The 14732-nt window shown below is 63.8% G+C and carries 13 protein-coding genes and 1 pseudogene; 2 read left to right on the top strand and 12 right to left on the bottom strand.

Going from position 1 to position 14732, the window contains the following annotated elements:
• Positions 1-118: 118 nt before the first annotated feature.
• The 8 genes and pseudogenes from ACSVDO_RS14620 to ACSVDO_RS14655 all read right to left on the bottom strand — a co-directional run.
• Complete coding sequence (locus ACSVDO_RS14620) at positions 119-1195, bottom strand: branched-chain amino acid ABC transporter permease (protein WP_489593052.1); 1077 nt, start codon at positions 1193-1195, stop codon at positions 119-121.
• Positions 1196-1211: 16 nt separating this feature from the next.
• Positions 1212-2195: a branched-chain amino acid ABC transporter permease gene (locus ACSVDO_RS14625; RefSeq protein WP_332539233.1), complete on the bottom strand. Its 984-nt coding sequence runs from the start codon at positions 2193-2195 to the stop codon at positions 1212-1214.
• 22 nt (positions 2196-2217) lie between these two features.
• Positions 2218-2949 (bottom strand): ABC transporter ATP-binding protein, encoded by a 732-nt coding sequence (locus ACSVDO_RS14630; RefSeq protein WP_332548429.1) that lies wholly within the window; start codon positions 2947-2949, stop codon positions 2218-2220.
• Entirely contained in the window at positions 2946-3716 is a 771-nt protein-coding gene (locus ACSVDO_RS14635; RefSeq protein WP_332539230.1) for an ABC transporter ATP-binding protein, read from the bottom strand. Before ACSVDO_RS14635 ends, ACSVDO_RS14630 begins: the two co-directional genes overlap by 4 nt.
• Before the next feature lie 252 nt (positions 3717-3968).
• Entirely contained in the window at positions 3969-5162 is a 1194-nt protein-coding gene (locus tag ACSVDO_RS14640) for a substrate-binding domain-containing protein (RefSeq protein WP_489593055.1), read from the bottom strand.
• A 223-nt stretch (positions 5163-5385) separates the two neighbouring features.
• Positions 5386-6921, bottom strand: a complete 1536-nt coding sequence (locus tag ACSVDO_RS14645) for a sigma-54 interaction domain-containing protein (protein ID WP_489593057.1) — start codon at positions 6919-6921, stop codon at positions 5386-5388.
• Between the two features lie 56 nt (positions 6922-6977).
• Positions 6978-7847 (bottom strand): amidohydrolase family protein, encoded by an 870-nt coding sequence (locus ACSVDO_RS14650; protein WP_332539227.1) that lies wholly within the window; start codon positions 7845-7847, stop codon positions 6978-6980.
• A 223-nt stretch (positions 7848-8070) separates the two neighbouring features.
• A pseudogene (locus tag ACSVDO_RS14655) lies at positions 8071-8274 on the bottom strand (flavin reductase family protein); the annotation flags it as partial.
• A gap of 188 nt (positions 8275-8462) precedes the next feature.
• Here ACSVDO_RS14655 and ACSVDO_RS14660 point away from each other — a divergent pair.
• Positions 8463-9059, top strand: coding sequence for a hypothetical protein (locus tag ACSVDO_RS14660; protein ID WP_489593059.1), 597 nt, complete (start codon positions 8463-8465; stop codon positions 9057-9059).
• A 75-nt stretch (positions 9060-9134) separates the two neighbouring features.
• Here ACSVDO_RS14660 and ACSVDO_RS14665 read toward each other — a convergent pair whose 3' ends face one another.
• The 4 genes from ACSVDO_RS14665 to msuE all read right to left on the bottom strand — a co-directional run bounded on the left by ACSVDO_RS14665 (position 9135) and on the right by msuE (position 13557).
• Positions 9135-10298, bottom strand: a complete 1164-nt coding sequence (locus ACSVDO_RS14665; RefSeq protein ID WP_489593061.1) for a GGDEF domain-containing protein — start codon at positions 10296-10298, stop codon at positions 9135-9137.
• A 530-nt stretch (positions 10299-10828) separates the two neighbouring features.
• The gene (locus ACSVDO_RS14670; protein ID WP_332539702.1) at positions 10829-11854 is read right to left on the bottom strand and encodes a methionine synthase; all 1026 of its coding nucleotides are present in this window, start codon (positions 11852-11854) and stop codon (positions 10829-10831) included.
• Between the two features lie 94 nt (positions 11855-11948).
• Positions 11949-12932, bottom strand: coding sequence for a DUF1852 domain-containing protein (locus tag ACSVDO_RS14675; protein WP_489593063.1), 984 nt, complete (start codon positions 12930-12932; stop codon positions 11949-11951).
• Positions 12933-12975: 43 nt separating this feature from the next.
• Entirely contained in the window at positions 12976-13557 is a 582-nt protein-coding gene (msuE, locus tag ACSVDO_RS14680) for an FMN reductase (RefSeq protein ID WP_489593064.1), read from the bottom strand.
• Positions 13558-13724: 167 nt separating this feature from the next.
• Here msuE and ACSVDO_RS14685 point away from each other — a divergent pair, with 167 nt between their 5' ends.
• On the top strand, positions 13725-14630 hold the full coding sequence (locus ACSVDO_RS14685; RefSeq protein WP_489593066.1) for a LysR family transcriptional regulator: 906 nt from the start codon (positions 13725-13727) through the stop codon (positions 14628-14630).
• The last annotated feature ends 102 nt before the right edge of the window (positions 14631-14732 follow it).

The following is a 14732-nucleotide window of genomic DNA, read 5'->3' on the forward strand; positions in this document are numbered from 1 at the left end:
TACCCCGCGCATCGCACATAGCGCGAAGCCGGTGCGGGCACCCGGGCAAGTTGCACCGCCCAGCCGGCCTGCTCGTCGGTTGAGGGAATCGCACATTCCAGACGTGTTGCCGCATTGCTCATGGCGTGCTCCTGCGCAGGGCCGCGGCGCGCAGGCGGCCGACGATGCCCGTGGGAAAGTAATAGACCGACAGCACGAACAGCACGCCCAGCCACAGCAGCCAGCGGTCGGGGCTCAGCAGCGCGGCCAGCCAGGGCAGACCCGCCGCGGCTTCGCTGCCCAGGCGCAGCAGGTCCTGCAGATAGCTCTGCGCGATCAGGAACAGCACCGCGCCGATGGCGCTGCCGTAGATCGTTCCCATGCCACCTATGACCACGATCAGCAGGCAGTCCATCATGATCTCGAACGACAGCGAGGTCTCGGGCCCGTTGTAGCGCAGCCAGAGCGCGAGCATCGCGCCCGCGAGGCAGGCAAAAAGCGCCGACAGCACGCTCGACAAGGTGCGGTAGACCACGACGCGGTAGCCCAGCGCCTCGGCGCGGAACTCGTTTTCGCGTATCGCCTGCAGCACCCGTCCGAACGGCGAGTTCACGATGCGCAGCAGCGCCAGCAGCAGCACCAGCGCGACGACAAACAGCAGGTAGTAGGTGATGAGCTTGCCGTCAATCATGCGTCCCAGGAACTCGCTGTCGAACGGCTCGAAGCTCGGCGACAGCCACTCGGGCAGCTTGAACGTGAGGCCGTCCTCGCCGCCGGTCCACTCCGACAGCTGCGAGGCCAGCGTCTGGAAGGCCGCGGCCACGGCCAGAGTGATCATCGCAAAGAAGATCGCGCGCACGCGCAGCGAGAACAGCCCCACGGCCAGCGACAGCAGCAGGCTGAGCAGCAATGCGCAGCCTATGCCCAGCGCCAGCGCGCTCCAGGTGGGGCCCATGCGCCCCGCCGCAATCGCCACGCCGTAGGCGCCTATGCCGAAGAACATGGTGTGGGCAAAGCTCACGATGCCGGTATAGCCCAGCAGCAGATCGAAGCTGGCGACCAGCACCACGAAGATCAGCACCTTGGCGGCGACGTTCAGCGCCTTGACGCCGGGAAACAGAAACGGCGCAATCGCCAGGCCCACCAGAATGGCGAGCAGGATCACCGCCAGCGGTCGGCTGCGCGGCATATCGCCGGAAAGCAATCGGTTCAACATGCTTGTGACTCCTGGTTCAACGGTTGGCCACCGGGTATACGCCCTGGGGCCGCCACAGCAGGATGGCGACCATCAGCGCGATGTTGGAAAACAGCGCGACCTTGGGCACCAGAAATCCGGTGTAGTTGGCCATCAAGCCGACCAGCAGCGCGCCTATCAGCGCCCCGCCCGTGGAGCCCAGGCCGCCGATGATGATCACGATGAAGATCAGCACATTGACCTGCGCGCCCATCTGCGGAATCACGTTCTGCTGGTACAGCCCCCACATCACGCCGCCCAGGCCGGCAAGCGCCGAGCCGACGACAAACACGCCGACAAACAGCCGCCGAATGCGGTAGCCCAGCGCCTCGACCATTTCGCGGTCCTGCACGCCCGCGCGAATCAGCAGGCCGACCTTGGTGCGCGCCAGCGTGTAGGCCAGCGCAGCAAACACCGCCAGGCCCACGAGCACCGCCACCACGCGGTACTTCTCCACCGCCGCGTCGCCCAGCAGCCAGGCCCCGCGCATGCCTTCGGGCAGCGGCAGCGGAATCTGCTGCGGCCCCCAGATCACCTTGATCAGCTCCTCGCCGATGATCATGCCGCCCATGGTGATCAGGATCTGCTTGAGATGCTGGCCATAGACGGGCCGCACGATGAAGCGCTCGAACGCCAGGCCCACGGCCGCGGCCACCAGCATGGCAATCAGCATGGCGGGCAGCACGGCCAGCAGGTTGCGCCACAGATCCGCCGAGCCCGTGTAGTCGCCCATGGCGCCAAGCACGCTGGCGGCGACAAACGCGCCCAGTGCGATGAACACGCCATGGCCGAAGTTCAGCACGTCCATCAGGCCGAACACCAGCGTCAGCCCCGAGGCGATGATGAAGATGATCATGCCCATGGCCAGGCCCGCCACGGTGAGCGTGAGCCAGGTGCTGGGCGAGCCGACCAGCGGCAGCGTCACCAGCGCCAGCGCCGGCACCAGCGCCAGCGGTTTCCAGTCCAGTTCCTTGAAATTCATGTGTGCTCCTTGTCGCGCCGCGTCACAGCGCCAGCCCCAGCAGCGACTGCTGCAAGGCCTTGTCGGCCGCGAGTTCGGCCATGCGGCCGGCGTGCACCACGCGGCCGTTGTCCATCACCGCCACGCTGTCGCCCAGCCGCGTGGCAAACGCCAGGTTCTGCTCGACGAGAAGAATCGTCACGCCCGCGGCCTTGAGCTGCTCGAAGGCCGCGATCATGTTCTGGATGATGGCCGGCGCCAGCCCCTTGCTGGGCTCGTCGATGATCAGCAGATCGCGCGGCTCGACAATGGCGCGCGCCACGGCCACCATCTGCTTTTGTCCGCCCGACAGCTTGCCCGCGGGATGATTCCAGAACTTCTCCACGGCCGGAAACAGGCCGAAGATCCACTGCAGCCGCGCCTCGTCCATCTGCGCCGCGTGGCTTGCCTGGCGCGCGGCCAGCAGCAGGTTTTCCTTGACGCTCAGGTCGGCAAAAATGCCCATGTTCTCGGGCACATAGGCGACGCTGCGCTGGGCAATCGCGGGCGTGGGCAGGCGCGTGATGTCCTGGCCACCCAGCAGCACCTGGCCCTGGGACGCCTGCCACAGTCCCATGATGGTGCGCAGCGTCGTGGTCTTCCCCGCGCCGTTGCGCCCCAGCAGCATGGTGAGTTCGCCGCGCGGCACTTCGAGATCGACGCCGTGCAGGATGTGGTACGCGCCGATATGCGTATGCACGCCGCGCAGGGAAAGCATGGAAGCGGTGGAATTCATGCGGCCTCCTCTTGCGGCGCTATGCCCAGGTAAGCCTGCTGCACCACGGGCGAAGCCATGACTTCGGCCGGCAGGCCGTCGGCCACCAGCGTGCCGTTGGTCAGCACGATGATGCGGTCGGCCAGCTCGCGCACCACGTCCATCTTGTGCTCGACCAGCAGGATGATCTTGCTGCGGTCGGCCTTGAGATCGCGTATCAGATCGAGAATCACCGGCGCCTCGTCATGGCCCATTCCGGCCGTGGGTTCGTCAAACATGTAGACCTCGGGCTCCAGCGCCATCAGCAGCGCGACTTCGAGCTTGCGCTGGTCGCCATGCGGCAGGCTCGCCACGGGCTCGGCGCGCCGCGGCCACAGCGCCACCTGTTCGAGCACCTGCTGGGCGCGCGCCGTGAGCCGGCCGTGGTCACTCCAGATGCTCCACAGATTGAGCCCGCCTCTGTGCTTGCCCGGCAGCCGCGCCTGCACCGCCAGGCGCACGTTTTCCAGCACGCTCAGATTCGGAAACAGGTTGGTGAGCTGGAATGCCCGGCCCAGCCCCGCATGGGTGCGCGCCGAAGGCGCGAGGCCTGTGAGCTCGCGGTCACCGAGCAGCACGCGCCCGGCCGTGGCCTTGAGCTGACCAGATATCAGATTGAAGAAGGTCGTCTTGCCCGCGCCATTGGGGCCGACGATGGCCGTGAGCGTGCCCGGCGCAAAGCGGCAGCTCACACCGTTGACGGCCACATGGCCGCCAAAACGAATCGTCAGGTTCTGGGTTTCAAGCATAAAAAGGATGTGACGGGCCGCAACGCCTGCGGCGGCAGGCGTTGGCGGCGGGGATTCGAAATATGCGGCGCGAAAAGTTCTTAGGGTGGGCCGTTCATCCTTCGACGCGGCCGGCAAGGCAGGCTCAGGACGAACGGATGTCGCGCCGCGCCCCATCTGTCGAAGGGTGTCTCCGTCTAACTCGCCAATACCGTTCGCCCTGAGCCTGTCGAAGGGCGTTTCAGGGCGAAGGGACGACCTCGCCAAACCCATTCAACGCCCATTCCGAATCGGAATGTTCATTTCCTCAGGCTTGATCTCCCGCACCAGTTCCGGCACGCCCCAGGCAAACGCCGGGTCGTTCTTCACGCGGAAGTGGTACATGCTCTGCATTGCCTGATGGTCTTCCTTGCGGAAGGTCATCGTGCCCTTGGGCGTGTCGAACGACATGCCTTCCATGGCCTTGATCAGCGTGTTGGTCTTGGTGTCGCCGTTGGTCTTCTTGAGCGCGGTCACCAGCGCCATCGCGGCCGAGAAGCCGCCCGCGGTGAAGAAGTCCGGCGGCGTCTTGAACTGCTTGTAGTGCATGGCCACCAGCGCGTCATTGACCGGGTTCTTGGGAATGCCGAAGTAGTAGTAGCTCGCGCCTTCCATGCCAGGCAGGTTCTTGTACGCGGCCATGGCGGGCAGGATGTTGCCGCCCGAGGCGATCTCTATGCCGTAGCGCTTGAGGTCCAGATCGGCAATCTTGAACGGGTTGCCCGCGCCGGCCCAGACGATCCAGATGATCTTCTTGCCCGGCTGGTCCTTGAGCTTGTCGATCAGCCGCTGGGCGCCGGCCGTGAAGTCGGTCGTGGCCGCGGGCAGGTACTCCTCGTGCACCAGCTTGCCCTTCTTCACCGCGTCCTTGAACGCCTTGACGCCGTCGCGGCCGAACGCGTTATCCTGGGCCAGCGTCGCAATCGTCACGCCCGCGCGATCGATCGCCACGGCATTGCTGATCGCGTCCTGGCTCGAATTGCGGCCGGTACGGAAGATGTACTTGTTCCATTTGTCGCCGGTGATCGAGTCGGCCACCGCGGGCTCGACCAGCAGGATCTTCTTGTACTCCTCGGCCACGGGCAGCATTGCCAGCGCCACGCCCGATGCGCTGGGGCCTACGGCAATGTCGGCCTTGTCGTCGGAGTACGCCGTCGCGAGCTGGCTCTTGCCCAGATCGGGCTTGCCCTGGTCGTCCTTCTCTATCACCACCAGCTTCTTGCCGGCCACGGTCATGCTGCCGCCGGTCGCGTACTCGAGGCCCATCATCAGTCCGGCCTGCGTCTGCTTGCCATAGGCCTCGAGCGGGCCGGTCTTGCTGTAAACGTGGGCAATGCGGATCTCGCCCGACTGTGCCAGGGCTGCTTGGGCGCCTGTCAAAGCCAGCGCACAGAGAACGGCGGAATGAACCAGGGTGCGGCGTTGCATGGTGCTTGTCTCCTTTTGAATAGTGGACAAGATACAGCAGGCTTTGTGCCAGGCGGCGATCTCTGGCGGCTACGCGCGCAAGCCCTTGATTTTGCTCAGCGCGCGTCAGTCATTGGCCATGACAGATTACAAAATGCCTGATTTTCAGACAACATCAACCGTCTGAATTTCAGACAGATGTCTGTTTCAAGCACAGGGTTTGCACCAAAGTGCAGCAAGCCATTCAAGCCGTTTGATCGATGCGCGCGTACAAGGTGGCACGCGAAATCTGCAGCTGGCGCGCGGTCGCGAGCTTGTTGCCGCCGTTGGCCGCGAGCGATGCGGCAATCGCCTGCTGTTCGAGTTCGGCCACCTGCACATGCAGCGGCCGCAGCAGGCGCTGGCTTTCATCTTGCGCCTGGTCGGTGCGTGGCAGTCCCGGGACCAAATCGGTCAGCGCCGGTTTCGGCTCGACGCCCGCGGCGCGCAGCACTTCGGCCAGCAGGCGCGCATCGACCACGCCGCTGTCGCCGCGCATTGCCGCCTGCTCCAGCACATTGCGCAGCTCGCGGATATTGCCGCGCCACTCCTGGGCCGCGAGCAGCGCCAGCGCATCGGCATGCCATTCGGGCGGCGGCATGTCGTTGCGCAGCCCCATGTCGTCGCTGAGCACTTCGACCAGCGCGGGAATATCGGCGCGGCGCTCGCGCAGCGGCGGCACGCGTATCGGCAGCACATGCAGGCGATAGAACAGATCTTCGCGGAACTGGCCCGCGCGCACCATGGCCTGCAGATCGCGCGACGTGGCAGCGACCACGCGTACGTTCAGCGGCAGCAGCTGGTTGGAGCCCAGCGGCTCGATCTCGCCTTCCTGCAGGGCGCGCAGCAGCTTGGCCTGCAGGCTTGCGGGCATGTCGCCGATCTCGTCGAGAAACAGCGTGCCGCCATCGGCCAACTTGAACTTGCCGTCGCGCCCGCGCCGGTCGGCGCCGGTGTAGGCGCCAGGCGCCACGCCAAAGAATTCGGCTTCCAGCAGCGTGTCGGGAATGGCGGCGATATTGAGCCCGACAAACGGGCCTGCGGCACGCGGCGAGGCCGCATGGATCGCATGCGCCAGCAGTTCCTTGCCCGTGCCGGTCTCGCCCAGCAGCAGCACCGGGCTCGAGGACTGGGCAGCGCGCCGCGCCTGGCGCTTGACTTCGGTGGCCGCGGGGCTCGCACCGACGAAGCTTGCGAACGTATGCTTGGCCTGGCGCAGACCGGTGCCGGCCTGGGCCCGGCCGCGCTGCGCCGCAAGTTCGCGGCGCGCATCGTCGAGGTCGCGCTGCAGGCGCGCGAACTTGCTGATCAACGGCTGCAGCGTGGTCTCGGGGTGATCGAACAACACGATGCCGATCGCGCCTATCACCAGGCCCGCGTCGTCATGCAGCGGCAGCCGGCTGACGACAAACGTGCCCGCTTGGTTGGTCAGCAGATCGATCAGCACCGGCTGGCCGGTCTCGAGCACGCGGCGCATCTGGGTGTTGGGAATCACCTCCTCGACCATATGGCCCAGAAAGTCGTCGACCGAGGCCACGCCCAGCGCCGGCAGGAAGCGCCGGTAGCCTTCATTGACCCAGACCACGCGGCCCGAGCGATCGGCCAGGAACATGCCCTGGCTCATGCTCGAGAACAGATGGAACATCGAGCGCGCCGCGAGCGCCAGGATGCTGTCGGCGTCTAGCGGCAGCCCATGGGCCGCAGGCGGAGGGGATTCGCGAAGCGCAGGCGTCTCAGACATGTGCGCGATGGTAACGCCTGCGCGGCGCAGGCTCCGGGACAGCGCCCCGCTGCGCGTCAGGCCTTGTCGAAACCCAGCAGGCGCACGGCGTTGCCCTTGAGAATGCCGGGCATCACTTCGGGCTTGAAGCCCGCGACTTCGAAGTCTTTCATCCAGCGCTCGGGCGTGATCAGCGGGAAGTCGCTGCCGAACAGCACGCGGTCCTTGAGCAGCGTGTTGGCGTACTGCACCAGTTGCTTGGGAAAGTACTTGGGGCTCCAGCCCGACAGATCGATCCAGACATTGGGCTTGTGCATTGCCACCGACAGCGCTTCGTCCTGCCACGGAAAGCTCGGGTGGGCCATGACGATCTGCATGTCGCCGAAGTCCACAGCCACGTTGTCAAGCAGCATGGGATTGCTGTACGACAGCCGCAGCCCGCCGCCGCAGCGCATGCCGCTGCCAATGCCGCTGTGCCCGGTGTGGAAGATCGCGGGCAGCTTGTGCGCGTTGATCACTTCGTAGATCGGCCAGGCCATGCGGTCGTACGGGTCGTAGCCCTGCACCGTCGGATGGAACTTGAAGCCCTTGACGCCCTCCTCCTTGATCAGCCGCTCGGCTTCGCGCGCGCCCATCTTGCCCTTGTGCGGATCGACGCTGGCGAACGCCACCATCATGTCGCTGTTGGCGCGCGCGGCCTCGGCGATCTCCTCGTTGGGAATGCGCCGCCGGCCCATCTGCGACTCGGCGTCGACAGTGAACATCACCAGACCGAGCTTGCGCTCGCGGTAATACGCCACGGTCTCGGCAATCGTCGGCCGCGCCGAACTGCCGAAATACTTGTCGGCCGCGCGATCGAACTCCTCGCCGTAGTTGTCGAAAGGGTTGCGGCAGCTGACTTCGGCATGGGTATGGAAGTCGATGGCCACCAGGTCCTGGTGCTTCATGGCATGGCTTTCGTGGTCGCGGGAATGGCCGTCAGCAGGATGTATCGACCATTCACCAGGTTGAATAATAGATATATTTCATAACTATATTCGATGACCATCGCACGCCAGCAAGGGGAAACCCTGAACAGGTTGCGGAACGTCACTGCACTTTCGTTGGTGCGTCACCGAACTTTCGTTTTTTCCGGACTGGCCTATCGGCCGGGGACGCCCATGGCGGCCTCCACGCGAACTCGCCAGTCTCCTGGATATTGCGCACCGTGTCTTTCCGACCGATGCTGGCGAAGCCGATGATGGGCGGGACGTAGTTGAAGGCGTTGAAGAAGCTGTAGGGAGCCAGATTGACCCGACCGCTCGCGCTCCTGCTCGGAATCCACCCTATCGGCCGCGGGCCGACGATGGCGTTGAAGGGATCATGCGGCGGCAGAACGAGGCGACCATCTGCCCGCTTCCCTGCTCAATGACCGGTTTGGCTTGCGATGGCGCGGCGCCCCTCGCAAGCCAGGCGCGCCTTCATGTTGCCGTCAGCGGCACAGCTGCAAATTCCACGGTCGATACAATCAGCGCAACGAATTTCTGATTTCCGTGTTGGCGAAAATGCCGATGCAACCAACGATGACCACACCAAAGCTGCTGCGCGCACTGACTCTTGGGGCGCTCGTCATAGTTCTTTCGGCATGTGCGCGCACGCGACCTTACACCGAAACGTTCTCGGCGCTGGGCATGTCATCGGATTCGACCATGTTCGTGGTGCTGGGCGATCAATATCACTACATTTTTGAAACCGATTCGATCATGGCGTCTTCGTTCAGAGCCGGCTTTCGCCGCCACCTGAGCGCCGAGATGATCAGGCCTTTCAATGTCGGGGCGGGCGGCAAGACCGCCGGTTACGTCAGGCTCCAATTGGCACCGGACGCGACTGCGCAGGACAAGGCCCAGGCCAGGAAGCTGGGCTATGGCGAAACGCAAGACGGCCTCATCTACTACACCGCCTTCATGGTGGGCAAGCGCTATGTCCCACGCAAGGATATGACGCCCGCAAGCGCGATGGCACTGAGCAAGCGCTATCAGGTGGAAGTGATGGATTCACAAAGCAGCGCAGACGCCATGCGCCTGCTTTCACCGATTTACATGGCTGCAGGCGTGGGCATGGTCGTAGCGAACCCGGCAGTTCTTCTGGTGACTGTCCCCGTCGCAGGACTGAAACCTTGAACGGTTTCGGTAAGCCAACATCTGCAGACGCCTAAGGTGCACGGCACCTAAGCCGCTACCCGAGCGCCCGGATAGTCAGTGCGCCCGCCCGGGCGCAAACGGCACCAGCTCCATCCTGTCCCGCCCCTTGCGCTTCGATGCGTAGAGGGCTTCGTCGGCCTGCTTGAGCCAGTGCGACAGCTCCGCGTCGGGCCGGTCGATCAAGGTGGCACCTATGCTCAGCGAGACCGGCTGCGGCGTCGCGAACAGCGTGCGAGCCTGCTGCGCGAACGCCGCGCGCAGGTCCTGGCCCAGTGCCTGGGCCGCGACGCTGGAGACGCCGCGCAGCAGAATCACGAACTCGTCCCCGCCCAGTCGCGCGGCCAGCGCGCCGTGGGGCAGCGCGCCGCGTATGAGGTCGCTCAGCGTGACCAGCAGGCGATCGCCGGCATCGTGACCGTGCAGGTCGTTGACCTGCTTGAAGTGGTCTATGTCGATCAGCAGCAGGGCGCCAGGGCTGGCCGGCGAGGCCTGGGCCAGCAGCGCCGGTGCGCGCAGATAGAGCGCGCGGCGGTTGTCCAGGGAGGTCAGCGGGTCGCGCGCGGCGATCTGCGCGATGCGTTCCTCGCGGCGATGGCGCTCGGTGCCGGTCATGGACATCGCCAGCAGCATGATCGCCATCACGCCTTCCACCAGCGAGACTTGGATCACCGCGCCGCGGAAACTGGCGAGGTTGACGAAGGCGTCCAGCGCCACGGTCGATGCGGCCTTGGCGAGGTAGAAAAAGCCATGCGCCAGCAGCACGAAGCGCAGCTGCGCCGCCCCCACGCTCAGCGCACCGTCATGCGGGCGCAGCAGCAGGCCGGCGCGCAAGGTGGTGGCGGCGATCAGCAGCGACTGGACGCCCAGCATCGCCTTCGACCACCAGGGCCCATCGGGCAGAAACAGCATCGCCAGCCAGACGACGGCCAGCAGCCACCAGGCGTGCGGCAAACGCACGCGCATGAACCCGGCGACGCCCGCCAGGAACAACCAGTGGGCGGCAATCAGCAAGCCGTTGGGAAACCAGATTCCGACCAGCACATAACCGCTCGAACGCAGCAGGGCCAGCGAACTGCCCACAGCAACGATGGCAAACCCCGCGCTCCAGAGCAAAAGCGAGCGTTCGCGCACGCTGCTCCATTCTGCGGCCAGGTAAAGCGCCGAGGCGGCAGCCATGGCCGCGGTGATGACGAGCTGGGTGAAGGGGTCGAGAGCCATGGATGATGAATGTATCGGCGCCGGCGGGCTCCGCGCCGCAGCCGCCCGACCAGAAGCAATGCGCGCCAGCGGATCAGCTGCTCGGCGGTGACGGTCGGGACCGTCGCATTGGAATGGGGACATAGCCGCGCGCGACGCGGATTGTCGCAGGATGCGGATTCTCAGGCATCTGCTGTAGGCCGGGCTGCCGGACGGAAATACGGATCGCGCCGGGCATGAGAAAAGGATGTGCCATGCCGCGCCGTGGCGCTAGGCAGGCCGTCCTCGTTGGCCCATGGCATGCGGACAGTGGTTGCCGCGAGAGCCCCGCTCGCGGCGCGCGTTGGCTGATGTCGGGCGGGGAACTGGATGAGCGCAGAGCCCGCTTTCGCCGCAAAGCAGGCCAACCCAGCCTTCCGCTGTGGGCGAAAACCGGCCAGCGTACCGATCAAGGAGCCCACGAACGAAAGATCTGCGACGCATGCAATACGACATGCGCAGAATGCGTGGCGCCACCCAAGACGGGGATGGCGCGCAACGACCCCGAGCCGTCAGGCCGTGGCCAACCGCTCCTTTGCCAGCTTGGTGCCTTCCGCCAGCGCCTGCAACTTGCGCCAGGCCACATCGCGCCCCATCGGCGCCAGGCCGCAGTTCGTGCACGGGAACAGCCGCTCCTTGGGCACGAATTCCAACGCCCGGGCGATGGTGTCGGCCACCTCCTCGGCGGTCTCGACCACGTCGCTGGCCACATCGATCACGCCGACCAGCACGTCCTTGCCGATCAGCAGCTTCATCAGGTCGGGCGGCACATGGGAGTGGATGCATTCCAGGCTCACCTGATCGATGCAGCTGCGCGCCAGCGCGGGAAACACCGTCTCATACTGGCGCCATTCGTCGCCCAGGGAGCTTTTCCAGTCGGTATTGGCCTTGATGCCGTAGCCGTAGCAGATGTGCACGGCCGTCGTGCAGGTCAAGCCCTGGGCCGCGCGCTCTAGCGCCTGTACGCCCCAATCGGCAGCATCCTTCATATAGACATTGAAAGCGGGCTCGTCGAACTGGATGATGTCCACGCCGTCAGCCTGCAGCGCCAGGGCCTCCTGGTTGAGCAGCTCGGCAAAGGCGAAGGCCATCTTCACCTTGTCGCCGTAGAAGCGGTCGGCCACGGTGTCGACGATGGTCATCGGGCCGGGCAGAGTGAACTTCAGCTTCCTCTTCGTGTGGGCGCGCGCCAGCTGCGCCTCGAAGGCATGCACCCTGCCCTTCAGGCGCAGGGCCGAGACCACCTGCGGCACCATTGCATCGTAGCGGTTGTCGCGTATGCCCATCTTTACCTTGTGCTCGAAGTCTATGCCCTCGACCTGCTCAAGAAAGCCATGCACGAAGTGCTGTCGCGATTGCTCGCCGTCGCACACGATGTCGAGGCCTGCATCCTCCTGGGCCTTGATCCAGAGCAGCGTCGCGTCGGCCTTGGCCTGGCGCAGTGCATCGCCTTCAGCCCTCCACTGAGGCCAGAGCTTGTTGGTTTCAGCCAGCCAGGCGGGTTTCGGCAGACTGCCGGCAATGGATGTTTCGAACATTTGGGAATTCCTTTAACGCTAAGACAGAGTGTGGAAACCGTTGGCCGAACTCGGCAACAACTTCTTCATGACGAATGGATGCTTGCCTTTTGGGTCAGCATACAAAATTTGCAGCCCAACGCTCCAGAACGTTCCTGTATGGCTGGATGAAGTGCTCCTGCGCAAACTTCCCCTGCTTGAAAGCCAGCTGGCTGCGCTCTTCCCTGTCGTAGACAATCTGCGTCAGCGAATAATCCTGGTTCTTCAGGCTGGGCTGATAGATTTTTCCTGCAGCATGGTTGGCGTTGTAGATTTCAGGACGATAAATCTTTTGAAATGTTTCCATGGTGCTGATGGTGCCGATCAGCTCCAGGTTCGTGTAGTCCGCCAGCAGGTCTCCATGAAAGTAGAACGCCAATGGCGCAACGCCATTCGCAGGCATGAAAAACCGAACCTGCATTCCCATTTTTGCAAAGTACTGATCGGTCGATGACAGCTCATTCTGCTGATACTCGACACCAAGTATCGGATGCTGGTTCAAGGTCCGCTCATAAGTCTTGCTTGTCGAGGCACTTATGCAGATGACAGGCGGCTTTTTGAAGCGTTCCTGGTAAGTCCTCGAATCAATGAATGACTTGAACAGCTTTCCATGCAGCTCTCCAAAATCTTCAGGAGCGCTGAATTTCGCCCGATCAAGGTTGTATTCCGGGAGCAAGACGCTGAAGTCGTAATCGCGCACATAGGATGAGAAATTATTCCCCACGATGCCGTCGATGCGCTTGTTCGCCTTCTTGTCGAGAATCCCGATTTCCAGTATCTCGATCAGCGGAAATGCGCCACTGCGGCCATGGGCTTGCATGCTCATCTCGACGGAAACTATCTCGAGCTCGACGCAGTAGCGATCTCCCGCAGGATTGTCCCAAGGCGCCAGGTCATTGAAGCGGTTGTCTATCATCTTCAACGTGTTGCGCAGGTTCTGCTGCCGACTCTTTCCGCGGGCCAGGTTGGCAAAGTTGGTGGTTATGCGCGTGCCGTCCGATGGGTGATAGTTTTCATCGAAATCAATGCTCTTGAGGTTAAAGCTGAGTTCTTCGTTCATGGCGATCTGCTGACTTGGATTGAGAGAAAAGACGATTCGTATTTCAGGCCGCGGACAGCGCCGCGGCGGCAGCGGGCCTGGCATGGCGCGCCAACTCGACCCACGGCAATGCGCGTTCGACAGCCAATCTGGCGCGCTCGATCAGGGCCGCGTCGCTCGGGCAGCCGGCCGAAAAATCCTTGTCGGTCGCGTAGACGCCCAGCGGCAACGTGCATGCCTGGAAGAAGCTGAACAGCGGCCGCAGCTGGTGATCGATCACCAGGGCATGGCGCTCGCTGCCGCCGGTGGCCGCCAGCAAGACGGGCTTGTCGATCAAGGCGTCCTGATCAACGAAGTCAAAGAAGTGCTTGAACAAGCCGGTGTAGGAACCGCGGAAGACCGGCGTGGCCACGACCAGCACATCCGCTTGCTCGACCAAGGCAAGTTGCCGCTCCACCGTCTCGGGCAGCTGCGAACGCCAGACCGCGCCGGCAAGCTGCGGTGCGAGCTGACCGAGCTCGATCAGGTGCGGCTCGCACGGAACCTGATGGGCAATCAGGTCCAGCAGATGCTCTGCCAAGGCTGCAGACTTGGAGGGCCGTTGCAGCCCGCCGGAAACGGCGACTAGACGCAGTGGATGTGTCATTTTTTCTTTCATCTGGATGGCTCTGCGCGTTGACGCAGAAGTCGACCGCGCATCACGGATGCAGGGCGTCGACGACACGTCAACGAACAACAGCAGCTATCGTATTGGCGTGAATCAATGAAGTAAAATGGTCTTATTTCATAAATCCATGAATATGAGTCATCTGAATGCTTGAGCGCATCCATCTCAGCATCGTTCAGCAGGTCGAAAAGCAGGGGTCGTTGACGGCCGCCGCTGGCGTGCTGAACCTCACCCAGTCGGCGCTGAGCCACAGCATGAAGAAACTGGAACAGCAACTGGGCACCGATGTCTGGCTGCGCGAGGGCCGCAGCCTGCGCCTGACGCAAGCCGGCCAGTACTTGCTGGCGGTGGCGAACCGGGTGCTGCCGCAACTGGACCTGGCCGAAGAACGCCTGGGCCAATTCGCGCAGGGCGAGCGCGGTGCGCTGCGCATAGGCATGGAATGCCACCCTTGCTACCAGTGGCTGCTCAAAGTGGTTTCACCCTATCTGGCCGCCTGGCCCGACGTGGATGTCGACGTCAAGCAGAAATTCCAGTTCGGCGGAATAGGTGCGCTCTTCGGCTACGAGATCGACCTGCTGGTGACGCCCGACCCGCTGTTCAAACCGGGGCTGAAGTTCGAACCCGTGTTCGACTACGAGCAGGTACTCGTCGTGGCCAAGAGCCATGCCCTGGCTGCGGCGGCCTATGTGAAGCCCGAGCAGCTGAACCAGGAAGTGCTCATCAGCTACCCGGTGGAGATCGAACGCCTGGACATCTACAACCAGTTCCTGCTGCCTGCCGGTGTCACGCCCCGTCGCCACAAGGCGATTGAAACCACCGACATCATGCTGCAGATGGTGGCCAGTGGCCGCGGCGTGGCTGCCCTGCCGCGCTGGCTGGTCGAGGAATACGCTGCCAAGATGGACGTCGTGCCGGTGCGGCTGGGCAAGCAAGGCATCGCCAAGCAGATCTTCCTGGGCGCACGCGAGGCCGACACCGCCATCGATTACGTGCGGTCCTTCATTGAACTGGCCCGCAAGCCTGCCGAAGCCATTGCGCAAGGCGCCTAGGGATGAACCGCAGCGCCGTACGCGCCCGAGACTACCGTGGCGGCGACCGTGAACTGGCGACAAGTTTCGAATGCAGGTGAGCGGTGAGTTCGAGTGCCGGGA

This window comes from Comamonas sp. DB36 (assembly GCF_057914905.1).

Excerpts from the sequence above, each read along its gene's own strand:
- ACSVDO_RS14620 (WP_489593052.1), bottom strand. The coding sequence starts at position 1,195 with ATGTTGAACCGATTGCTTTCCGGCGATATGCCGCGCAGCCGACCGCTG.
- ACSVDO_RS14625 (WP_332539233.1), bottom strand. The coding sequence starts at position 2,195 with ATGAATTTCAAGGAACTGGACTGGAAACCGCTGGCGCTGGTGCCGGCG.
- ACSVDO_RS14630 (WP_332548429.1), bottom strand. The coding sequence starts at position 2,949 with ATGAATTCCACCGCTTCCATGCTTTCCCTGCGCGGCGTGCATACGCAT.
- ACSVDO_RS14635 (WP_332539230.1), bottom strand. The coding sequence starts at position 3,716 with ATGCTTGAAACCCAGAACCTGACGATTCGTTTTGGCGGCCATGTGGCC.
- ACSVDO_RS14640 (WP_489593055.1), bottom strand. The coding sequence starts at position 5,162 with ATGCAACGCCGCACCCTGGTTCATTCCGCCGTTCTCTGTGCGCTGGCT.
- ACSVDO_RS14645 (WP_489593057.1), bottom strand. The coding sequence starts at position 6,921 with ATGTCTGAGACGCCTGCGCTTCGCGAATCCCCTCCGCCTGCGGCCCAT.
- ACSVDO_RS14650 (WP_332539227.1), bottom strand. The coding sequence starts at position 7,847 with ATGAAGCACCAGGACCTGGTGGCCATCGACTTCCATACCCATGCCGAA.
- ACSVDO_RS14660 (WP_489593059.1), top strand. The coding sequence starts at position 8,463 with ATGACCACACCAAAGCTGCTGCGCGCACTGACTCTTGGGGCGCTCGTC.
- ACSVDO_RS14665 (WP_489593061.1), bottom strand. The coding sequence starts at position 10,298 with ATGGCTCTCGACCCCTTCACCCAGCTCGTCATCACCGCGGCCATGGCT.
- ACSVDO_RS14670 (WP_332539702.1), bottom strand. The coding sequence starts at position 11,854 with ATGTTCGAAACATCCATTGCCGGCAGTCTGCCGAAACCCGCCTGGCTG.
- ACSVDO_RS14675 (WP_489593063.1), bottom strand. The coding sequence starts at position 12,932 with ATGAACGAAGAACTCAGCTTTAACCTCAAGAGCATTGATTTCGATGAA.
- msuE (WP_489593064.1), bottom strand. The coding sequence starts at position 13,557 with ATGACACATCCACTGCGTCTAGTCGCCGTTTCCGGCGGGCTGCAACGG.
- ACSVDO_RS14685 (WP_489593066.1), top strand. The coding sequence starts at position 13,725 with ATGCTTGAGCGCATCCATCTCAGCATCGTTCAGCAGGTCGAAAAGCAG.